Source organism: Alistipes indistinctus YIT 12060, from assembly GCF_025144995.1.
GTDB classification, from domain to species: domain Bacteria; phylum Bacteroidota; class Bacteroidia; order Bacteroidales; family Rikenellaceae; genus Alistipes_A; species Alistipes_A indistinctus.
In genome coordinates, this window is record NZ_CP102250.1 from 308,776 (window position 1) to 326,563 (window position 17,788).

Sequence of the window (17,788 nt, forward strand, 5' to 3'; positions counted from 1 at the left end):
GAAGCACGTTAATAAGTGATGTCGATATTGGGATCGGAACAGGAAGCCGATACGATTCTGGTCATATCCTCGCCCGACGCAGGCTCGATGCGGTCCCCCTCGATCACGAGCACATGGGGATAGCTCTCGTTGTCGATGTAGCAGTATTCGCAGTATTGCCGGGCGACGGCGCTCCCCGAACTTTGTCCGGCGGGAATCGACACGGATACCTTGTCTGTTACCTGTCGCGTGTAGGTGTCGCCGTAAAATCCCCGATGATCTACCGTGTAATGCAATTCTACGGTGACGGTGGTCGAGGCGCTCACCGATTTGGACAGTTCGGCGTAGACGTTCAAATAGCACGGGTCACGGTAGGTCGTGCGCTCGGTCGAATCGAGCATCGTATGTTGCTCGTAGCCGGTAATATCCCAGCTTGCATACGCGCGGACGGATTTTCCGGATATGCGGATAGTCTGCTCAACGGTCTTGCTTTGCCCGTTTTGCTCGCTGACGGTGAAACGCAGGCGAACCGCTCCTTTTTCGGATGCGAAAAATCCGAGTCTCACCTGTTCGCCCTTATCGAACACGACCGTCGTACCGCTCGACCAACGGCTGATTACGGTTGACGTGAGGCTGCCCGTTCCCTCCAGTAATTCGTACTTCACATTGAACGGTCCCGCATAATTCGGTTCTGAAAACGAAAGATAGAATACGCAGGGCACGCCGACGGTCGCCGTCCCCGGATCGGACAGGGATGCCTCGATGGGCTGATACGGTATCTTGTACGTTGTGCCTATTTCTTTATCTATCGTGAATCCGTAAGTATCGGTCAGGGAAAATGTGATCCGGGCCGGACCCTCGCCCTGCTGCGTGTAGGCTATTTGTGCGTTTTTCCCGCCGCCTTGTGCGAACAGAAACGGCACGCCCGGCGTATGCGCCGCGCCGTCGATCAGCAGCGTGCCCCCGCCCTGCGGAATCGAGTATGTGAGGTAAAACAATCCGTCGGGGTTGTGCGTCGAGCGGGTCGAGAGCGTGGAAAAGGCCGTTTCGCCGGGCGCATAGGACGTTGCCGGGAAAGGAGTCACGCTCAGTTCGGTGGTCGATACGCGCGTATCGACCTCGCTGATGCCGAGGATATTCACCTGAAGCGAGTATGTCGTATTGCGCCGGATATTGAAATCGCTCGTCGCATTCGCTCCGGGGTAAATGTAGTAATCGGCCTTGCGTCCGTCGTAACTCGCCTCAATATGCAGACAGGTCGCCGCCGCCGGAGCATTCACGCGGTTTTTCTGTTTTTGGTCGGCGATTGAACTGTTCACGCCCTGCATGTTTTCCCACAGGTAATAAGAGCCGTTGAACGAATCGCCGGACAGGGTTTGTTTCGGGTAGTCGAGCCGGTTTGTTTCGGACGGCGCGTTGTCGCTGAAAAACGAGCAGGAACGCGCGGCGCCGCACAACTGTACGGAATGCAGGAGCAGATGCCCCTTGAGGGCTTCGGTGACGTTGAGCGACAGTTCGAGCCGGGCCACGCAGCGGACGAGGCTGACCGGGAGCGAGGTATTTCCCGTGATGCGTACCTCCTGACGGGCGGACATCGGCAGGCGGTCGTTCCGGGTCAACTCCTGCTCCGTGCCGACCGTTGCGGAGTATGCCGCAACCTTCTCGCGCGAGATTTCCCCCATATCGCGCCCGGCATTGGCGATGACATAGAGATCGTAGTTCGTCGGGAACAGGCTGACCTTAACGCGCGAGGTGTTGCCGTCCGAGAAAACGTGCTCGGCAATGTCGTCGGGAAATTGCTTGCTGAAAAAGTACACATTCAGATCGTGCACCGCCTTTTCCTGCGACGGGTCGAGCGCGCGGGTGACTGGCTCCATGCCGGGACAGTCGATTTCGAGTGTGACGCTCGCCGGATCATAGGTCGCACCGTCGGGAGTTTCGGCTTCCGGAGTCCGGGACAGACAGGCATGGCTCAACGGTAGCAGCGCGGCCACAGCGAGCAAAACGATAAGATATTTTTTCATTGGTCGAAATTGGTTTAACGGATTAAATCTCTGTCACGTCGATTGTGCTCAGGGTTTTTGAAACGTAAATGCGGAAGCTACGGGAGTTGCCTTTCATGTCGGAAACCGTGAAATCTCCCGAGAAATCGCCGGACGGGGTAATGTTGACCGGACATTTGACTCCTAACGGGGCAGTATTGGCGGCCGTTGTCTTGCTGCCGCCGGAGACGATTTTCGAGCCGTCGATCGTCACCTCGCCCGAACCGGATACGGACCGGTAGGAAACCGTGAAGCGACCTGAATAGCCGGACTCGTTTATCGTAAAGGCAACGGTGGCTACCATGCCCACTTTGCTTGTCATGGTGAGCACGGAAACAGGATTGGCATCCCGGTAGGTCGTACTGGCGTCATTCGTAACGCAGTTCCCGTAAGCGTCCGTCAGCGTAAACAGAATCTCCACCTCGCCCGCATCGTCCTGAATATACCGGCAGGCGAGTTCCGTGTCGGAATAAACGCGCCGTTTTTCATTGGCAGATATGGGCATACCGTCGAGAGTGATAAAGCCCGTTCCTTTGTTGAGCGCGTAGGAGAACCAGAGCGGAGCTTCGGGATCGTTCGTGCAGACCGGCATCAGGGTGATTGTCGCGGGTTTCGAGAGGTCGTAAGCAGCATCCGGCCCCTGAGTGAGCATCAGCGTGGTCATCGAGACGCGCATATCGTCGTTGTTCACGCCGAGGATATTCACGTTGACCGTATAATGTCTGTTACGACGGAGATTGAAGTCGGTGGTCGTGTTGTCGCCCAAAAACACGAAGTAGCTGATGTTCATCCCGCAGAATGTGGCGTAGATATGGATGTAAGTAGCTCCGGCGGGAGCGTTGGCCACATTCCTGTACTGCTGATCGGTGATCGCAGGATTCTCCCCGCACAGATTTTCGGGAATATAGTATGTGCGTTGAATCCGGTTGTCCGTCACGCCGACAGTCGAATACGGCGAGATCATTTCGTCGGCGGGCGGGCGGTTGTCGCCGAACATGGCGATGCTTCCCGCCACATTGCGTAAGGAAACCGTATGAACCGTAAGATTCTCCGGACAGGACGGATCGACCGTTACGGTCAGATCGACCCGTGCGACGGTTCGCCTGAGCAGGATCGGAATTTCGGCATCGCCCCCGATCGTGACGGTCTGCCGTGCGGACATGGGGATGAGCCCGCCGTCGATCGGATCGTCCCCGGAGCCGAGCGTGCAGATATATTTCTCCACTTGGTCGCGGGTCATGTCGCCGGGATCCTCGCCGATGTTGGCAAGGGTGAACAATTCGTACCGGCCTTTGGGAAGAGTGACTTGAATGTTGCTCTCGGAATCAGCATAGACGTGCCGCAAGTCGCCGGGGATCGTTTCGGAAAAAAAGTAGAGGCTCGCGTCGCCCACTTGCGACTCTTGGGACGGCTTGGTGAGCTTCCCTGACATCACGGCGCTTTGTGTGGCGACAGGCGATGCGTGCAGTCGGAATATGACGCGGGCCCCGGCATCCGGACTGTCCGGCGCGGGCACGTCGTGTTTGGACAGGCAGCCGACCGATAGAAGCGTAAACAGCAGCATTACAAGCTGACATTTGCAGGTTTTCATAGCGTGTGGGGGTTAAGGCGGGGGCGCAAGGCCCCCGCCGGATGAAATGAACACAGATGATACATAGAAGGCGTTTACGCGCCGATGTTGATTGTTTGGGTTACGGGACTTTCCCAGTCGGCGACGGTGATTGTGGCCGACGCCTCGGCTCCGGTGAGGCCGTCGATTGTGACCTGAACACGGTAATAGCCGTTGCGGACGAATTGCCCTGCGCCGCCGCCGGTCAGCTCTATCGCGTATGTGACGGGAACCTGATCGGCGGTTGTGGCAAAGTTTCCGTCCCGGTCATACGTGGCGCTGAGCGTCAGCAGCAGGCGTGTCCCGGCAGCGAGATTGCCGTTCTCGAACGTATAGAACAGATTATTGAATTTGCCGGATGCGTCGGTGATCTGTTGGGTAAATGTATAGCTCATTGCTCCGGTGTTGGCAGAGCCTTGTGAGATTACATTGCCGCGAGACGCCGCCCGTGACAGTACGGCCGAATTGATACGCACCTTGCCCAGATACCGGTTGGCAAATTCCGCGCTCAGGGCCGTTTGTACGGCGATCTTGGCTACCGTGCGCTTCAACGTCAGCGCCACATCGGTGCGGGTTCCTGCCGCTGCAATGGTTTTAGTTGCCGATCCCGTCATTACGAAACCACCCGAACGTTTGGCCGAGGTAGATACCTGTGCGAAAGTCGAGTTGTATTCTCCCGGATCAGACTCAACAAGAGCGAGCAGTTCGGCTTTGGTCGATACGCCGGTTATGGGACGATTAGCGGCTGCATAAAACTCGCATGAGGTTCCGGCAGCAGTATTCGGCACGGCAAATGTCGCGGTTTTGGCCGAAAGCTCCGAGGCGTTGAATTTCCGCTGTACGATCAGGTTGCCGTCGGCGGAGAATACAAGCACGTCGATGGACGAGAGGGATTTTTCCCAGGTCTCTGCCGTTGCCGTCGGATCGAAAAACGATTTCGTCGTTTCGGCCTCGAAGCTCAGGCTTATGAGCGGTTCGGTCGCAGGAGTGTCCGGCACATCGGGAATCGAAGAGTCGATCTTGCCGCATGAACAGATAAGCGACAAGGCGAGGATCGGAACAAAAAATAATTTTCTCATAATGCTAAGTGATTGTTTATTATATTAAAATGTGATTTGTTTTTCGCCGAGATAGTGACGAATGGCTCCGATCAGTTCCACAATCAGATGATTGTAGGCCGATTCGTTGACGAGTTTGTCCGTGAGATCGTAGCGGGCGAAGATGTCCTCACAGAAATGCAGCAGCTCAAAAGTGAGAGTCCGGAGTCAGGTGGCAGGGATCGTTGGGAACTCCGTGGCGAGAATGCAGCGGACGGTATCGAATTTCGAGAAAATCAGTCCTTCGTACAGGACGGTATCCGCACGTTTTCTTGCTTCAGAGGCCGAATATCCGGCCTCTATCATTCGAAGGTAGGTAAACATGGCTTTCTCACTGCGGGTATGTATCAGCTTCTTCGCTCCGACAAGTCCCGGATGTCGGTCGGCCAGATAGGATTCGAGCCGGCGCATGTATGCCGATTGGGTCGGGATGCTTCGTTTCTTTTCCATGTGAAGAAATAATATTTAGAAACTCCTACCCCGTGAGCGACGGATGGTTTTTTCCCCCTCCGGTTGCGGTTCTTGTTCTTTCTGCTGTGTTTTCTCTTGCGATTTTTCATAAATGTAATGCTCCCGCTTCATCTTTTCGAGAGTGCCGTATGACGGCTTGTTTATATTGGGATCGATCCAGATATAGGAGCATGTCATTGGTGTTCCGTCCGATTTCATGAGTCCTGCGGCCGGTATTGCCTCGTAATTTTTCAGCGCTTCGAGTTGTTTCCCGTCGAGTTGTTTTTCGAGATGCGGGTAAATATAAATTTTCTCGTATTTGTCAACAATTTTCTTGGGAGCTTGACTCACGGCATCGTATTGCAGGACGCAGTCATATTTTTTACCGTCTAAATCCGTACAACCTTTCAATGAAATTCGACCGGCATGTTCGTAAATGTCTTTCTGCGTATAATCGAGTTTCACGTTATCCCAGTAGCCGGGCGCTTTGATACCGCTTGCCGGAGCGGTAACGAGTCTGCCGAGTTCTTTGCAATAGCTAACGGCACACCATTGGATTTCTCCTGTTTCCTTGTCCGGTATCGGGAACAGGCGCTCAGGCTGCATCCCCCGAAAAAACAGCGTTTTGTCCTCTTTGGTAAAAATCTGTTTATACTGCGGTTCCTCGAATTCGGGAACGGATTTTGGAGCGATCAGGTTTACTTTCACTTCCCCATCCTTATCTGTTTTCACTTCAAAGCCCATCGGGGTATTGATCGCAATGCCGTCCGGAGTTTTCACATCGACTAAATACAACTGGGGCAACTGGAGTCCCTGCATAACGTTCTCCATTTCGTTTTGCTTCAATTCGATACCGACCTTCCTGAGCCCATCCCACGGAATATTGTGCCGTTCGATCTTTCGTTTCTCCAGTTCTGCTGGTTTGATACGGAATGATTTAAGATAGTCGTTGATATCGGGATTCTCGTCCCCCTCGAATTTCCGTTGGATAGCCGTCGCAATGTTAGCTACCTCGCTTTTGGGAACTTCATAGAAAGAGTAGCGGTCCTGTTCGTCCTGTCTGCCCTGTGCTTTGGCCGCAGCTTTAAAAGCCGCTATAAAAGACTGCAGGATTTTTCCCAACTTCAGGCTGTCCGTTCAGTTGAGAAAGGCCGCCTTGTTTTCGGGTTTGGGAGCAACGTAAGAAAAGGGATTGTCCGGTTTTTTTTCGTCCATGCCGCTCACGACCCGGGCTTCTTTTTCAAGGTGATCGACCACGACGAGCGTTCGTGCTTCCTTCGACGCGATCAGTTCTCCAAGATTCTCAAAAGGTGTTTGCGCGTTTTGGGAATCGCTTTGATTTTTCTTTGCCATAACGGTTAATTTTAAGTGGTTGAAATAAGATTACGCTGCTAAAATAGCTTATGAATTAATAAAAAATACCGTTTTTCAAATGAGGCCGTTCCAGACCGTCCCAGACCGTCCATCCTCTCCAAAATCGGATAGGCAACAACCTCGGAAGGCTATTTTTTTTGTTTCGCCGCTTCTTCATCCTTAATGCGTTTTATTTCCATTCGAACCAGTTCTGCCGCCTCCGATTTGATACGGTCGTAATTGGCTTGTATGATTTGATCCATCCGGTCCTTGCCCGTAGCATCCCGAAAGTCGGCCATATCGGGCATGGGGACATAGTGCTCGGTTTCGGCTTTGACTTTCGCATGATCCACGACGATCTCCGCATGAAAGATTTTCTGTTGAATCTTATTGTCGTAGTTGTCGGCAACGGCACCGACGAACCAACCCTGAGAGAGTGTGCCGATTTTACTGGCCGGAATCAGTTCGTCCATCTGTGTATTTATCGATGTCGACCTGCTATCCGGATTGATGCTGACACTTTTGCGCTCTTGCAGGATTTTCCCGAACCGTTCGCTCAGTTCTTTGGCCGAAGGGCCCAAAACTTGTCCGGATATCATGTTGCCGACCGTGTTGCGGATCACTTGGCTTTCCTTCTCCCCGTAATCGCGGGTAAGCTGTGAAAAATCTTGGATGCCGAGGCATACGGCGACTTTGTTGCTGCGGGCTGTGGCGATCAGGCCGTCGAGGCCCTTTATATAAAGGGTCGGCAACTCGTCGAGAACGACGGAGCATTTTAACCTGTTTTTCCGGTTGATCAGCTTGATGATCCGTTGGCAGTAAAGACCGAGTGCACAGGAGTAAATATTCTGCCGGTTCGGATTACTGCCGATGCACAGTACGGTCGGATGATCCGGGTCGTTGATCGTCAACGGAAAATCGTTGCCGCTCATGACCCAGTACAGTTGCGGCGAAATAATACGCAGTAAGGGAATCTTCACGCTGCTCAATTGTCCCTGCAACTGGTCCTGTGCTCCGCTTTTCATCGCATCGATGAACGGTGACATATAACTGGCGAGTTCCGGATACGAGGCCAAAATCGTGAAAACATCGGTATACGGTTGGCAAAGCAGTTCGATGCAATGCGGGAACGTGCAATAGCGTCCACCTTTGTAAATTTTCAGAAACCAGATGATACTGCTCAGGAGTGTAAATGCGGATTCCGTAAAAAAATCCCCCTGCTTTTCCGCCCACGTCTTATTCAGGTTCAGCAGGATCACATAACTCGATTCATAGGCATCGCTGATGTCCTCCAGATATTGATGATATATGGGGTTGCACCGGTTGCTTTTGCGTGGGTCGTCGAAATCGAGCACATGAAATTTCGGGGGTTTATCGTAGCTGCCCAGATGAGTCCGCAGATGATTGTACGCTATCAGGCTCAGGTCCGGGTGCTTATAGTCGTAGAGCAGCATGGAAAATCCCTTTTCGATTTGTTGCTTGATGACGTTGTTGATGACGGCGAAAGATTTCCCGGAGCCGGGCACGCCGCAGACTATAACCGATCGGTATATTGCAGTGATATTCAGTCATCCGTCGTGCCATTTCTTCTGATAGTAGAAGCGCGTTGGCAGGTTGATCGAGTCCTCGTTTGTCACAAGACGGGTTTCCTGCTGAAAACTTTCGTTCTCCGTGTTATACCGGTCGTCCATCAGAGAAACAGACCATAACCGTCCGATCCAGATCCCGGCCAAGAGCAGCCACAGATATCCGAACAAAAGGCAAGCAGTGTACAGGAAATATTTGGTGAAAGAAGGAGAGGGTAACTCGAGAATTCAGCCGTTAGGCACGAACAGCACAAGGCCGACAGTCAAGGCCGCAAAAATATGTTTCCGATTGATCTTTTCGCTCGGTACGCTACGGGTTCCGATGCAGGAAAGCCCGAGCAACAGCAGGCAGAATATTTTAGTGACGTATCCGGATGAGAATAGCGAACATGTGCGCTGGAAGTTGGCGAGGATCTTATCGACGATGCCGATATTCCAACCGAGCGAGTGGATTCATGGGAAACAGTACCAATAGACATGGATAACGATCATCAGAATGCTGATCGACCGCATAAATTGCATGACTTTGGCCAGTCCGCGCAAATCATCTTCGTGTTGCATAGGGCGGGATTAATTCGGTTGCAAAAACAAAATTACTGTATTTCTCTTTACTCTGAACAGTCGGCCAGTGAAAAACGAACCATACGGAACCATACAAAATTTGCATAAATTATTGATATATATTGTTTTATACAAATTCATGGAAGTGCCATCTACAAGATTTTGAGCGTAATATTTTCATTCTTAATAAATTATGGTGTGGTCATAAATCGGTTCATCATGGAGCTCCGGGATATTTCCGAATTTTTATATGGCCGGGACCGGGTGAGCGGGTCCCGGCCATATCGGACAGCTTACGAATCACCCAAACTCATAGCTTTCCGTTTCCAACACCTATACATCCTTACCTATTCGATAAATGCGATTCGATAGATTATAAACATAAACTGTACTCAGCGTTGCAAAAAAAGGGCGCAGCGCGTTCGCTGATACGTAAGCGGCGTTTCATCGGTGCACGAACGCCTGCGCCCACCCCGGCGTCCTATGGGCCTCATGACGGGGTATTCCGTGGCATCGCCGACAAAGGCGACGGCAAAACAATATGTTCAAAGGATTCGACGTCGACGGTACGTCTCAGACAAAACGAGCGCGGGCGTTTGCAACTCATTTCACAGAGGTTCCGCTAAGACCCAGAAGTAATAAGCACAAACAGCCCACGCCGTTAGACATGGTATATAATATCCCCTTTGCCGCAGGCGTGAGCCTCGATCAACGGAGCGTTTGTGCTTTACTACTTCAACAAAAATTTAGCGGATTTCCGTGAAGTAAAGCGACAATTCGCCAATCCCGACGAATCTTGAACAAATGTATATACAAAATTCGGTAATCGGTGCGTGCCTGGATCGACTATTTTTTCGTCGGCCCGAAAATTTTTAACGTCCTGGTTTTTCAGAATATGACCTCGAAAAGTAATTTCCGGCTAAGGTAAAGAAAAATGGCGGTACCCGGTTAAAAAAATACGGAAAATCAGTTCAATTCTTCATCCGCATTGTCCGCAGCTATTTCCCGGACGATTCGCTCGTAATCGCCGTAGTCGAAAATGTTGATGTGCGACGAGTAGACCGCTGTGCCGTGCTCCCGGTCGTAACGGAGCGTTTGTAAGATAATTGGATTCGCTCAGCGGATATCCCAAACAATGTCGGCACAGGGCGGGACTGCTTGCCGTCTATATCTAACGTCCTTAAAATAAACAATAAATATTGTAAAATATACAAAGCTTCATGTGAAAGCTGATGAACTATACAATTTTTTATTATATCTATTTAAGACCATGGCGACAAAATCCTCAATCGATATTATACCATCGTACGTTGCAGGAATTTCTTTATACGTCTCTCTTGTACCGCGAATTGAAGGATGAATAGTAGGAAAATTCATAAGCTCTGGACTTATTGGAATTACTCGTAACATAGTTTGAGAATTATCTTTTCTCTCAATTACATGAATAATAAAATGACCTTTCCCAATTCCTTTCTCCATCTTTTTTAAAGCATTTTGTATTTTATCTGGTCGGATCCATAATGCATCAGAAGGATTAACTTTGATATTTGGGCCTGTTACTTCAATAAAAAAATCGGAATCTTCTATATGTAGATCAGCATCGCCTTTGGTGAAATTGTAATCAGAAGCTGACCCAGAAAGATAATCGTTAGAACCAGCACCCAGTCCACATAATTCTACTTTTTGGCCTGTTCTGCTTTCAATCAGTTCAATGACCATTTTTTCTTTCTTTGCAGCTTTATTCCAGCTGTCTTTGTATCTGTCTTTCCAAAAATTATAATCCATTGTTCAGATTATGCTTGAATTTTTATTTTCCTGATTTTCTCCTATTGTGGTCCTTACATAACATCTGGCAATTTATTTCTTCCGTTTTTCCCCCTTCATGCCAAGGTTTTATGTGGTCTCCCTCCATTTCATGAAATTCATAATGCCGATTATTACCACATCGCGGACAAATACCCTTTTGTCTTTCGTAAACTTTACGCTTGGTCTTATCATCGAATACGCGGAGATTCAAATATTTCTCTTCCCTAGTCAGGATATATGGATATATACCCTTTATATTTTGAATCTCATCGTCATCGATCAGTTTTAAAATCTCTTTCTCAATAGCATCAGTATCGTACACTTCATCTTTATAAGTGTTATATAACGGTCCCCATGGTACACCTTTCATTTCCTTTCTATAAACAGTAAATGTAGTTTTTACCCATGAAATGACATCTTGAAAATATCGCCATAAAGCACTTGCATTTGGATCATGTTGGTGAGCTGACATATAATCTTCTATTTTTCCACATGATATCCAATTAATAGCCGTCTCTAAATACTCTTGCCGTATTGCTGTTCCATTAAGATAATCGCCTCCTATTTTTACCGCTACACAGCCATTTTTACTGAAATACCGTTTGGCATCAGACACCCAACTACCAGAATAAACAGCATTTCTTAATTCTTGATCGGTAAGTTTTTCTCCTGCGATATTTATAGTTCTAAACCAATCAAGTTTTTCACTATCTGCACCCGAACAGAAATAAACCATCAATTCGTAATTTAATATCTGCTCCTTTTTATCATTGGGCAGATTATGGAAAGCCAACCCGTTCACAGAAAAATCACTATGCACATACTGACAAATTGAAATTGTTCGCTGTTGACCATCAATGATCTCAAAATTCCCATCCTCGCGAACTGCCCAATACATGACATTTAAAGGAAAACCTTTTGTTATGGTATCGATTACGGCATTGCGCTGTTTATCCTTATAAATAAATTCACGTTGATACGGTGGCCGAATATCAAGTTTACCATAATATCCCATAACGCCACATTCAGCATTGTCAATATAACCGTCAGATAATTCTCTAACAGGAATTTTCTTCAACTCAATTTTCATTCTTTTGAACCTTTTTATTACGAATGAATAATCGTTTAAATGTTTCTTTGCCATTTAAATATGAGCCGCGTCCGTATATTCCATTCGGATCTTGATCAATGCCCCTATTGCTCCCAACTATCTCAAACTGATCTGGATTGTATTTATCGAGAAAGGTGATAGGCACTCCCATTATACCCTCGTAATCCACTGGAATATCTGAAACCTTAGAAACATCGATCGCATCATAATTATCATATTTTGGATACTCTTTTTCCGAGTACCTTTTATATAATATCAAATCTTCATGGCGTTTTGCGGTTTCCATATTCGTGTACCACACTACACTACCCATACTAAAATATTTCTTCCCGTTTTCAATCTTTTTGCGTGATTCGGTAGTTATATCATAGTGATCTTTCACCTCAAACCACTTTGTTCCGCCATTGTTGATCCCCAACCAAATTTTATTATCTTTTATAAATTTGAATACTTCCTTGTATATGATTGCATTTTGATGCCCTAAAATGAGAAAACTTTTATTGTATTTCATTAATTGCGTGATGTACTCCCTAAATAATGAAAAAGGCGGGTTTGTTACAATAATATCGGCTTGTTTTAATAATTCGATACATTCTTGACTACGAAAATCGCCATCACCTTTTAATGAAATTACGCCAATTTCTTCGGGATTAGGAATGTTATCTCCATTCTTATCGCCCGTATACTCCAGATAAATTGCTTCCTCACATTGATTATCAGTGAATAGCTCTGCATTTTTATTCTTATAGCAGGTTGCAATCAATTTTTTTAGACCTAATTGTTCAAAATTATAGGAAAAATAATGAAAGAAATTGCTTATGCGGGGATCATCACAATTACATAAAACAACTTTATCTTTAAAATAAGGTTTATAATGCCTTACTTCTTTTTCGATGTCTGATAATTGAGTGTAAAATTCATCTTTTTTAGATGATTTAGCATTGTTTAAGTTTTGATTTAAAATTTTCCTTCCCATAAAATTAACAACAATTTTTTACAACTTTTGCATTATAATTTGAAAGTTACATCAAAGATATATAAATATTCCCTGAGACGGTATCGTGTATTGAGCCATTTTGAACTTATCTGCGATCTTCTCACTTAATACATCCATATCTTTGCCTATCTTGCCGTTGGTGATTTTGGCATATATCTGTGTAGTCGCAGCAGAATACGAAAATATCCCGCTCGATCGCAGTTTTGTAGTAGGGAGTTGTGCATTCATGACTGATCTCAGTTCCGATTCCGAAAGAAAACGGCACGCGGTACTTGCACGCTACCCAGAACCACGCAAATAGGTCGGATGATTACCATCCGTTCTTAAAAACCGTATTAATGTACATGCGCGTTTCGGAAACGGGTGGCCAGTTGTGTTCTGCCGTAAAGGGAATAAATGAATACGACGATCAGTTCGATTCTTCATCCGTATCGTCCTCAGCTATTTCCCTCACGATTCGCTCGTAATCGCCGTAGTCGAAAATGTCGATGTGCGACGAGTAGACCGCTGTGCCGTGCTCCCGGTCGTAACGGAGCGTTTGCAGGATAAACTGAAATTGCAGGTAGCGCCTCTCGGCCGACGGGTCGAGCCAGCGTTCCGGCCCGCGCTCCCGGTAGCTTTCGCTGCAATACCGGTCGTAGGTGTACACGAACACCTTGAGCGGGATCGATTGATCGTCGGGCGTTGCCGTGTAAATCCGGGTCGGGGACAACCGCGCGATTGCGATATGGCCCATGCTATCGTCCGCTTCCGGGTCGATCCACGCTTCGAGCAGCTCGTCGGGAAGATCGTCCGGATAGACGATCCGGTCGTGCGTCTGAATAAAAGCGAGGCTTCGGCAAAAGGTTTCGGTCGGTCGGAACATGGCGGTATCGGTTGAAGGAGTTATAAGACAGTATCGTAAATCAGTCGTTCATGCGGTGGAATGTCCCGCAGACGTGAAAGAGGGAGAGAATGTCCGTGCGGGCGATGACGAGCTCGCCGTATTCTTCGGGGTTCGTCGAAAGGAGCCGCAACCGGTCCGTCGCTTCGTCCTGCCGGACGATACGGCAAAGCTGATACGACCGGGTCGAAACGAAATAGATGCCGCCGTAGAGAATGTCGTCGCTTGCGACCCGGTGCAGCAGGATATACGCTCCGGGCAGGATGCGCGGGGCCAAAGCGTCGGTCCGGCACAGGGTCGCCAATTCCGCTTCCGGGCAAAGGCAAACGGGGAACGGCAGTATTCTGTCCGGCTCATCATCCCCGTCGGCGAGAAAGCGCAAGTCCGTATACAGCGGTATTTCGTTCCGCTCCGTCCGCATGCTCAGGCCCATGCACATATTCGGCTCGGACAGCGACGGGGGCAGCGGACTCCCGCAGCCCGATTTCAGCCAGCCGATACCGATGTCGGGAAACGCGCTGTTGATCCGAAATGCCAGATCGCCGCTGATTCCGTTGTTGCCCTTGAGTATCTGGTACAGGTTTTCAGCCCGCTTGAGGCCGAGTCGCTTCGCCAGCGCATTGTACGACGGTATGCCGGAATAGTCCAGCACGAACTGCAACCGCTCGCGGCAGGACTGCACACATTTTCGATGATCTGCAATGGCGTTGTCGTTCATACGTTCGATGTCGAAATTATTGCATCAATTAAAGAAAGGGAACAAGCCGGAAGTTTATTTCCTTTCGTCCAAACTTAATAAGTGGGAAAAGCACAGGGGACACCCCGGACTCGCCGCCTTTGACTGTACCGGTAGGTTCCGGCGAGCCGGGATGCCGCCCTGTGCGGGAGTGCGAAAGCTGCTGAGGCGGAAGACACGGAACGCCCGGCAACACAAACACTAACCCTGTTGCCACATGGATATCGCCGGGACGCTCCGGTCTTACAACTAACCTAAAATGATTATGAAAAAATTGCACGAAGTGCCGTAACAGAATCCGGTTGACCTGAGAAAAAAGGGGGCATCTCCTTTGAGCGCGTGACCGCTGCCCGGCTATCGCTTTGCGGGAAATGCCCCCGGCCATGAAAGAATCGGGACGTAATTTATAATTGGTATGATTCGGGAATTCGGTGAGGGAGCGCGACGGCAAAGGTTTCTCCGTCTGCAAGCCCTTACACGAACAAGCGGACGCCGCGCACTCCCTCGTGGGACGGGCTGAAACAGGATAAAGGGGCGCAGTCCGGGAGTTGTTCGTCTCGCCCGATGGGAGAAACGAATGACCGCACCCCTCTATATTTATATAGGGTAAAGATCGGTTTGGGATAAGATTGCCGCAAAGCGGAACGCGCCGCCGGACGAATCCCGCGACGGACGATAAGCTGAACAATAAGCGACAAGTGTGGGATTGGAACCGTAACATATCGACCGGGGTGAAGTGAGTGCTTCGTGAATGTTCCCGGCGTCCTCTGGCAGTGTGCTGCTCGACGGATCAGTCCGTTGCGGCAGGGTATAAAAAAGGGCGAGGACGCAGGTACAGTCCCGTTCAGTCGGCCTCGCGAGCCTTCTCTGGTAACTGCCCTTACGCCCAAGCCCGCCCCGGCAACACGTGCCGGGGCATAGCTCAGGTTTCGGACAAGATTTACACCAGAGAAAACCTGCTATCTTCGATAGCAGTCGCGAGTTTACTGAACGGCGTAAAGGTTGTCTTAACCTTTAACTGAATATGTTACGGCAATGCCGTGTCGTTACTCCGCAAAGATAGCATAACTTTTTATTTTAAGTTATGATCCGTCGGAAAATGAGAAAGCGTGGGCCGTTGTAACTTATATTGGTTAAGGTTCTGGTAAGACCCTGAAGCATAGAAGCACAAGAAGGCCCACGCCTGTGACGTGGAATGAGAATACCCCGCAAGGCGTGAGCCGATGCGTAAGGGCTTGTCTTGTGCTTTGCTGCTTCAAAATTTACCAGATTTTAACCATGCAAAGCTAACAACCGCCTTGTTCCGGCGAATCGTTGAATCAAATATACGAACTTAATCGCAATTCGCAACGCCGGGGTACTCGATTATTTCAGTTTTTGTCAAATTAAACCCGTTCCTGCTAAAACCCTGACCGATTGTATCAGGACGCGCCTGGCGGCTCTCCCTGAGAATGCAATTTTGTCCTGGCAAGCCGGGATCGTTCGTTTTTTATGTAAGCGGGTGAAAAGGCACGGAACAGAAAAGTCCATGCCGCGAGGGGGATGAACTATTTACCGTCCGCATGCCTGTCGGCACACCTGTCGCTGTCAGTAAATCGATCGTTCATAATCATTACTATAATCGTGTCGGGGGCGAATATAGGGATATTTTATATATCCGCAATAACAACGCTCGAAAATTACAGTTTGTTGTACGTGCGTTTTTTTGTCGCCATCCCCCTTTGGTTCTCAATTCAATGGATCGCAGGACCTGCGTTGCAGGAAGCACAGAGACAACATCGGGTATATTCCGGGCGTTTTATTGCAGGGTATAATTCCCGATAGAAATTATATAAGAGACTATACAAGATTATTATTTATCACCCATGTCAAAGGAAGAAGTGAAGATTACGCTCCTGCGGGCGCAAACAGATACCCATGTGGATTTGCCGTTGGTCGGCAGCGGCGTGTCGGCGGGCTTCCCGTCGCCTGCCGACGATTTTATCGAGGGCTCGATCGATCTGAACAAGCTGCTGATCCGCGATCCGGCCGCTACGTTTTTCGCGCGGGTGGCAGGAGACAGCATGCGCGACGACGGGATATACGACGGAAATCTCCTTGTCGTTGAAAAGAAAATGAAGCCTTGCGAGGGTGATATTGTCGTGTGTTATCTGAACGGCGAATTTACGCTGAAACGCTTGGAGCATCACGACGATAAAATTTTCCTGATGCCCGCCAATCCGAAATACCAGCCTATCGAGGTCAGCCCGGACGACGAGCTGATCGTCTGGGGAACGGTTATCGCGTCGATCAATCTTTTTTAGCGGAGGCTATTCGTGTACGGTTTAGCGGACTGCAACAATTTCTATGCAAGTTGCGAGCGGGTATTCGATCCGGCCCTGATCGGCCGCCCTGTCGTTGTGCTCAGTAACAACGACGGTTGTGTTATTGCCCGTTCCAACGAAGCGAAAGCCCTTGGGATCGGCATGGGCGATCCTTTCTACAAGCTCCGAGAGGTAGTTGAAAAGAACCGTGTCGCGGTGTTTTCGTCTAATTTCACATTATACGGCGACATGTCCGCGAGAGTGATGTCCGTGCTCCGGCGATTCGTTCCGGCCACGGAGGTTTATTCAATCGATGAAGCGTTTCTCGACCTCAGCGGCATGGACGAAACGAAGCTCGACGAACTCGGCCACACGATCAGCCGGACGGTTCGGCGGTTGACGGGCATTCCGGTCAGTCTCGGGATCGCTCCGACGAAAACGCTTGCAAAAATAGCGAGTAAGCTATGCAAGAAATACCCGAAGCTGCAAGGCTGCTGTCTGATGTACCGGCCCGATGATATTGAAAAAGTCCTGCGGAAATACCCGATCGGGGATGTTTGGGGAATCGGTCGGCGGTACGAAAAAATGCTGACCGCGCGGGGGATCAACACGGCTTATGATTTCACCCGACTACCTGCCGAATGGGTCCGCAAGTACATGACCGTCGTGGGACTACGCACGTGGAAAGAGTTGCGCGGCGAGCCGTGCATCGGATTCGAGGAAGTGCCGCCCAAGAAGAAGCAGATATGTACCTCTCGCAGTTTTCCGCATGATGTGACGGATTACGACGAGATCCGGCGCGACCTGAGCCTGTTCGCCTCGTCCTGTGCTGAGAAGCTCCGGCGGCAGAAAAGCGTCTGTGGCGAAATCATCGTGTTCCTGCTAACCAACCGATTCAAGCCGGATCAGCCGCAAAGCTATGAAAGCGTCCTGATGAAACTACCCGTCCCGACCGACAGCACGCTCGATCTGGTGAAATGTGCCGGGAAAATGTTGCGGCAGATTTACGCGAAAGGATATGCCTACAAAAAAGGCGGCGTGATTTTATCGGACATCCAACCCCGCGAGGGCGTGCAGCGGCATTTGTTTATTCCGGCCGACGAGCGGCACTCGCGGATCATGGACGCGCTCGACCGCATCAACACCCGCTATGGACGGTATACTCTCGGCGTGGCGGCTGAAGGACTGCAAGCATTCAGGATGAATCAGGAACACCTTTCCCAACGATATACGACCGATCTGCGCGATATTATCGTAGTGAAAACCGATTAGCAG

General features: G+C 49.5%; 12 protein-coding genes and 2 pseudogenes. 2 read left to right on the top strand and 12 right to left on the bottom strand.

Going from position 1 to position 17,788, the window contains the following annotated elements:
* Positions 1-8: 8 nt before the first annotated feature.
* From NQ495_RS01450 to NQ495_RS01505, 12 genes and pseudogenes are all read right to left on the bottom strand, one after another.
* A complete protein-coding gene (locus NQ495_RS01450) occupies positions 9-2,003 on the bottom strand; it encodes a DUF4906 domain-containing protein (RefSeq protein ID WP_009134761.1) in 1,995 nt (664 codons plus the stop codon).
* A 22-nt stretch (positions 2,004-2,025) separates the two neighbouring features.
* Positions 2,026-3,612 (bottom strand): DUF4906 domain-containing protein, encoded by a 1,587-nt coding sequence (locus NQ495_RS01455; protein WP_232208922.1) that lies wholly within the window; start codon positions 3,610-3,612, stop codon positions 2,026-2,028.
* Positions 3,613-3,686: 74 nt separating this feature from the next.
* The gene (locus NQ495_RS01460) at positions 3,687-4,709 is read right to left on the bottom strand and encodes a FimB/Mfa2 family fimbrial subunit (protein WP_009134759.1); all 1,023 of its coding nucleotides are present in this window, start codon (positions 4,707-4,709) and stop codon (positions 3,687-3,689) included.
* A gap of 24 nt (positions 4,710-4,733) precedes the next feature.
* Positions 4,734-5,177: pseudogene (locus tag NQ495_RS01465) on the bottom strand (DUF1896 family protein).
* A gap of 15 nt (positions 5,178-5,192) precedes the next feature.
* Positions 5,193-6,299: a DUF4099 domain-containing protein gene (locus NQ495_RS01470; protein ID WP_009134757.1), complete on the bottom strand. Its 1,107-nt coding sequence runs from the start codon at positions 6,297-6,299 to the stop codon at positions 5,193-5,195.
* 15 nt (positions 6,300-6,314) lie between these two features.
* Entirely contained in the window at positions 6,315-6,530 is a 216-nt protein-coding gene (locus NQ495_RS01475) for a hypothetical protein (protein WP_009134756.1), read from the bottom strand.
* Between the two features lie 149 nt (positions 6,531-6,679).
* Positions 6,680-8,677 (bottom strand): annotated as a pseudogene (mobC, locus tag NQ495_RS01480) (conjugal transfer protein MobC).
* A gap of 1,218 nt (positions 8,678-9,895) precedes the next feature.
* Positions 9,896-10,462, bottom strand: coding sequence for a hypothetical protein (locus tag NQ495_RS01485; RefSeq protein WP_009134754.1), 567 nt, complete (start codon positions 10,460-10,462; stop codon positions 9,896-9,898).
* A gap of 22 nt (positions 10,463-10,484) precedes the next feature.
* The gene (locus tag NQ495_RS01490) at positions 10,485-11,573 is read right to left on the bottom strand and encodes an HNH endonuclease family protein (protein ID WP_009134753.1); all 1,089 of its coding nucleotides are present in this window, start codon (positions 11,571-11,573) and stop codon (positions 10,485-10,487) included.
* On the bottom strand, positions 11,563-12,570 hold the full coding sequence (locus tag NQ495_RS01495; protein ID WP_009134752.1) for an adenine-specific methyltransferase EcoRI family protein: 1,008 nt from the start codon (positions 12,568-12,570) through the stop codon (positions 11,563-11,565). The genes NQ495_RS01490 and NQ495_RS01495 overlap by 11 nt, the downstream gene beginning before the upstream one ends.
* Positions 12,571-13,000: 430 nt before the next feature.
* Positions 13,001-13,456: a hypothetical protein gene (locus tag NQ495_RS01500; RefSeq protein ID WP_009134751.1), complete on the bottom strand. Its 456-nt coding sequence runs from the start codon at positions 13,454-13,456 to the stop codon at positions 13,001-13,003.
* A gap of 40 nt (positions 13,457-13,496) precedes the next feature.
* Positions 13,497-14,192 carry a hypothetical protein gene (locus tag NQ495_RS01505; protein WP_009134750.1) on the bottom strand — a complete coding sequence of 232 codons (696 nt, stop codon included), beginning with the start codon at positions 14,190-14,192 and terminating at the stop codon, positions 13,497-13,499.
* A gap of 1,883 nt (positions 14,193-16,075) precedes the next feature.
* Between NQ495_RS01505 and NQ495_RS01510 the strand changes: the two genes are divergently transcribed.
* A complete protein-coding gene (locus NQ495_RS01510; RefSeq protein WP_009134748.1) occupies positions 16,076-16,513 on the top strand; it encodes a LexA family protein in 438 nt (145 codons plus the stop codon).
* A 12-nt stretch (positions 16,514-16,525) separates the two neighbouring features.
* On the top strand, positions 16,526-17,785 hold the full coding sequence (locus tag NQ495_RS01515) for a Y-family DNA polymerase (protein WP_009134747.1): 1,260 nt from the start codon (positions 16,526-16,528) through the stop codon (positions 17,783-17,785).
* The last annotated feature ends 3 nt before the right edge of the window (positions 17,786-17,788 follow it).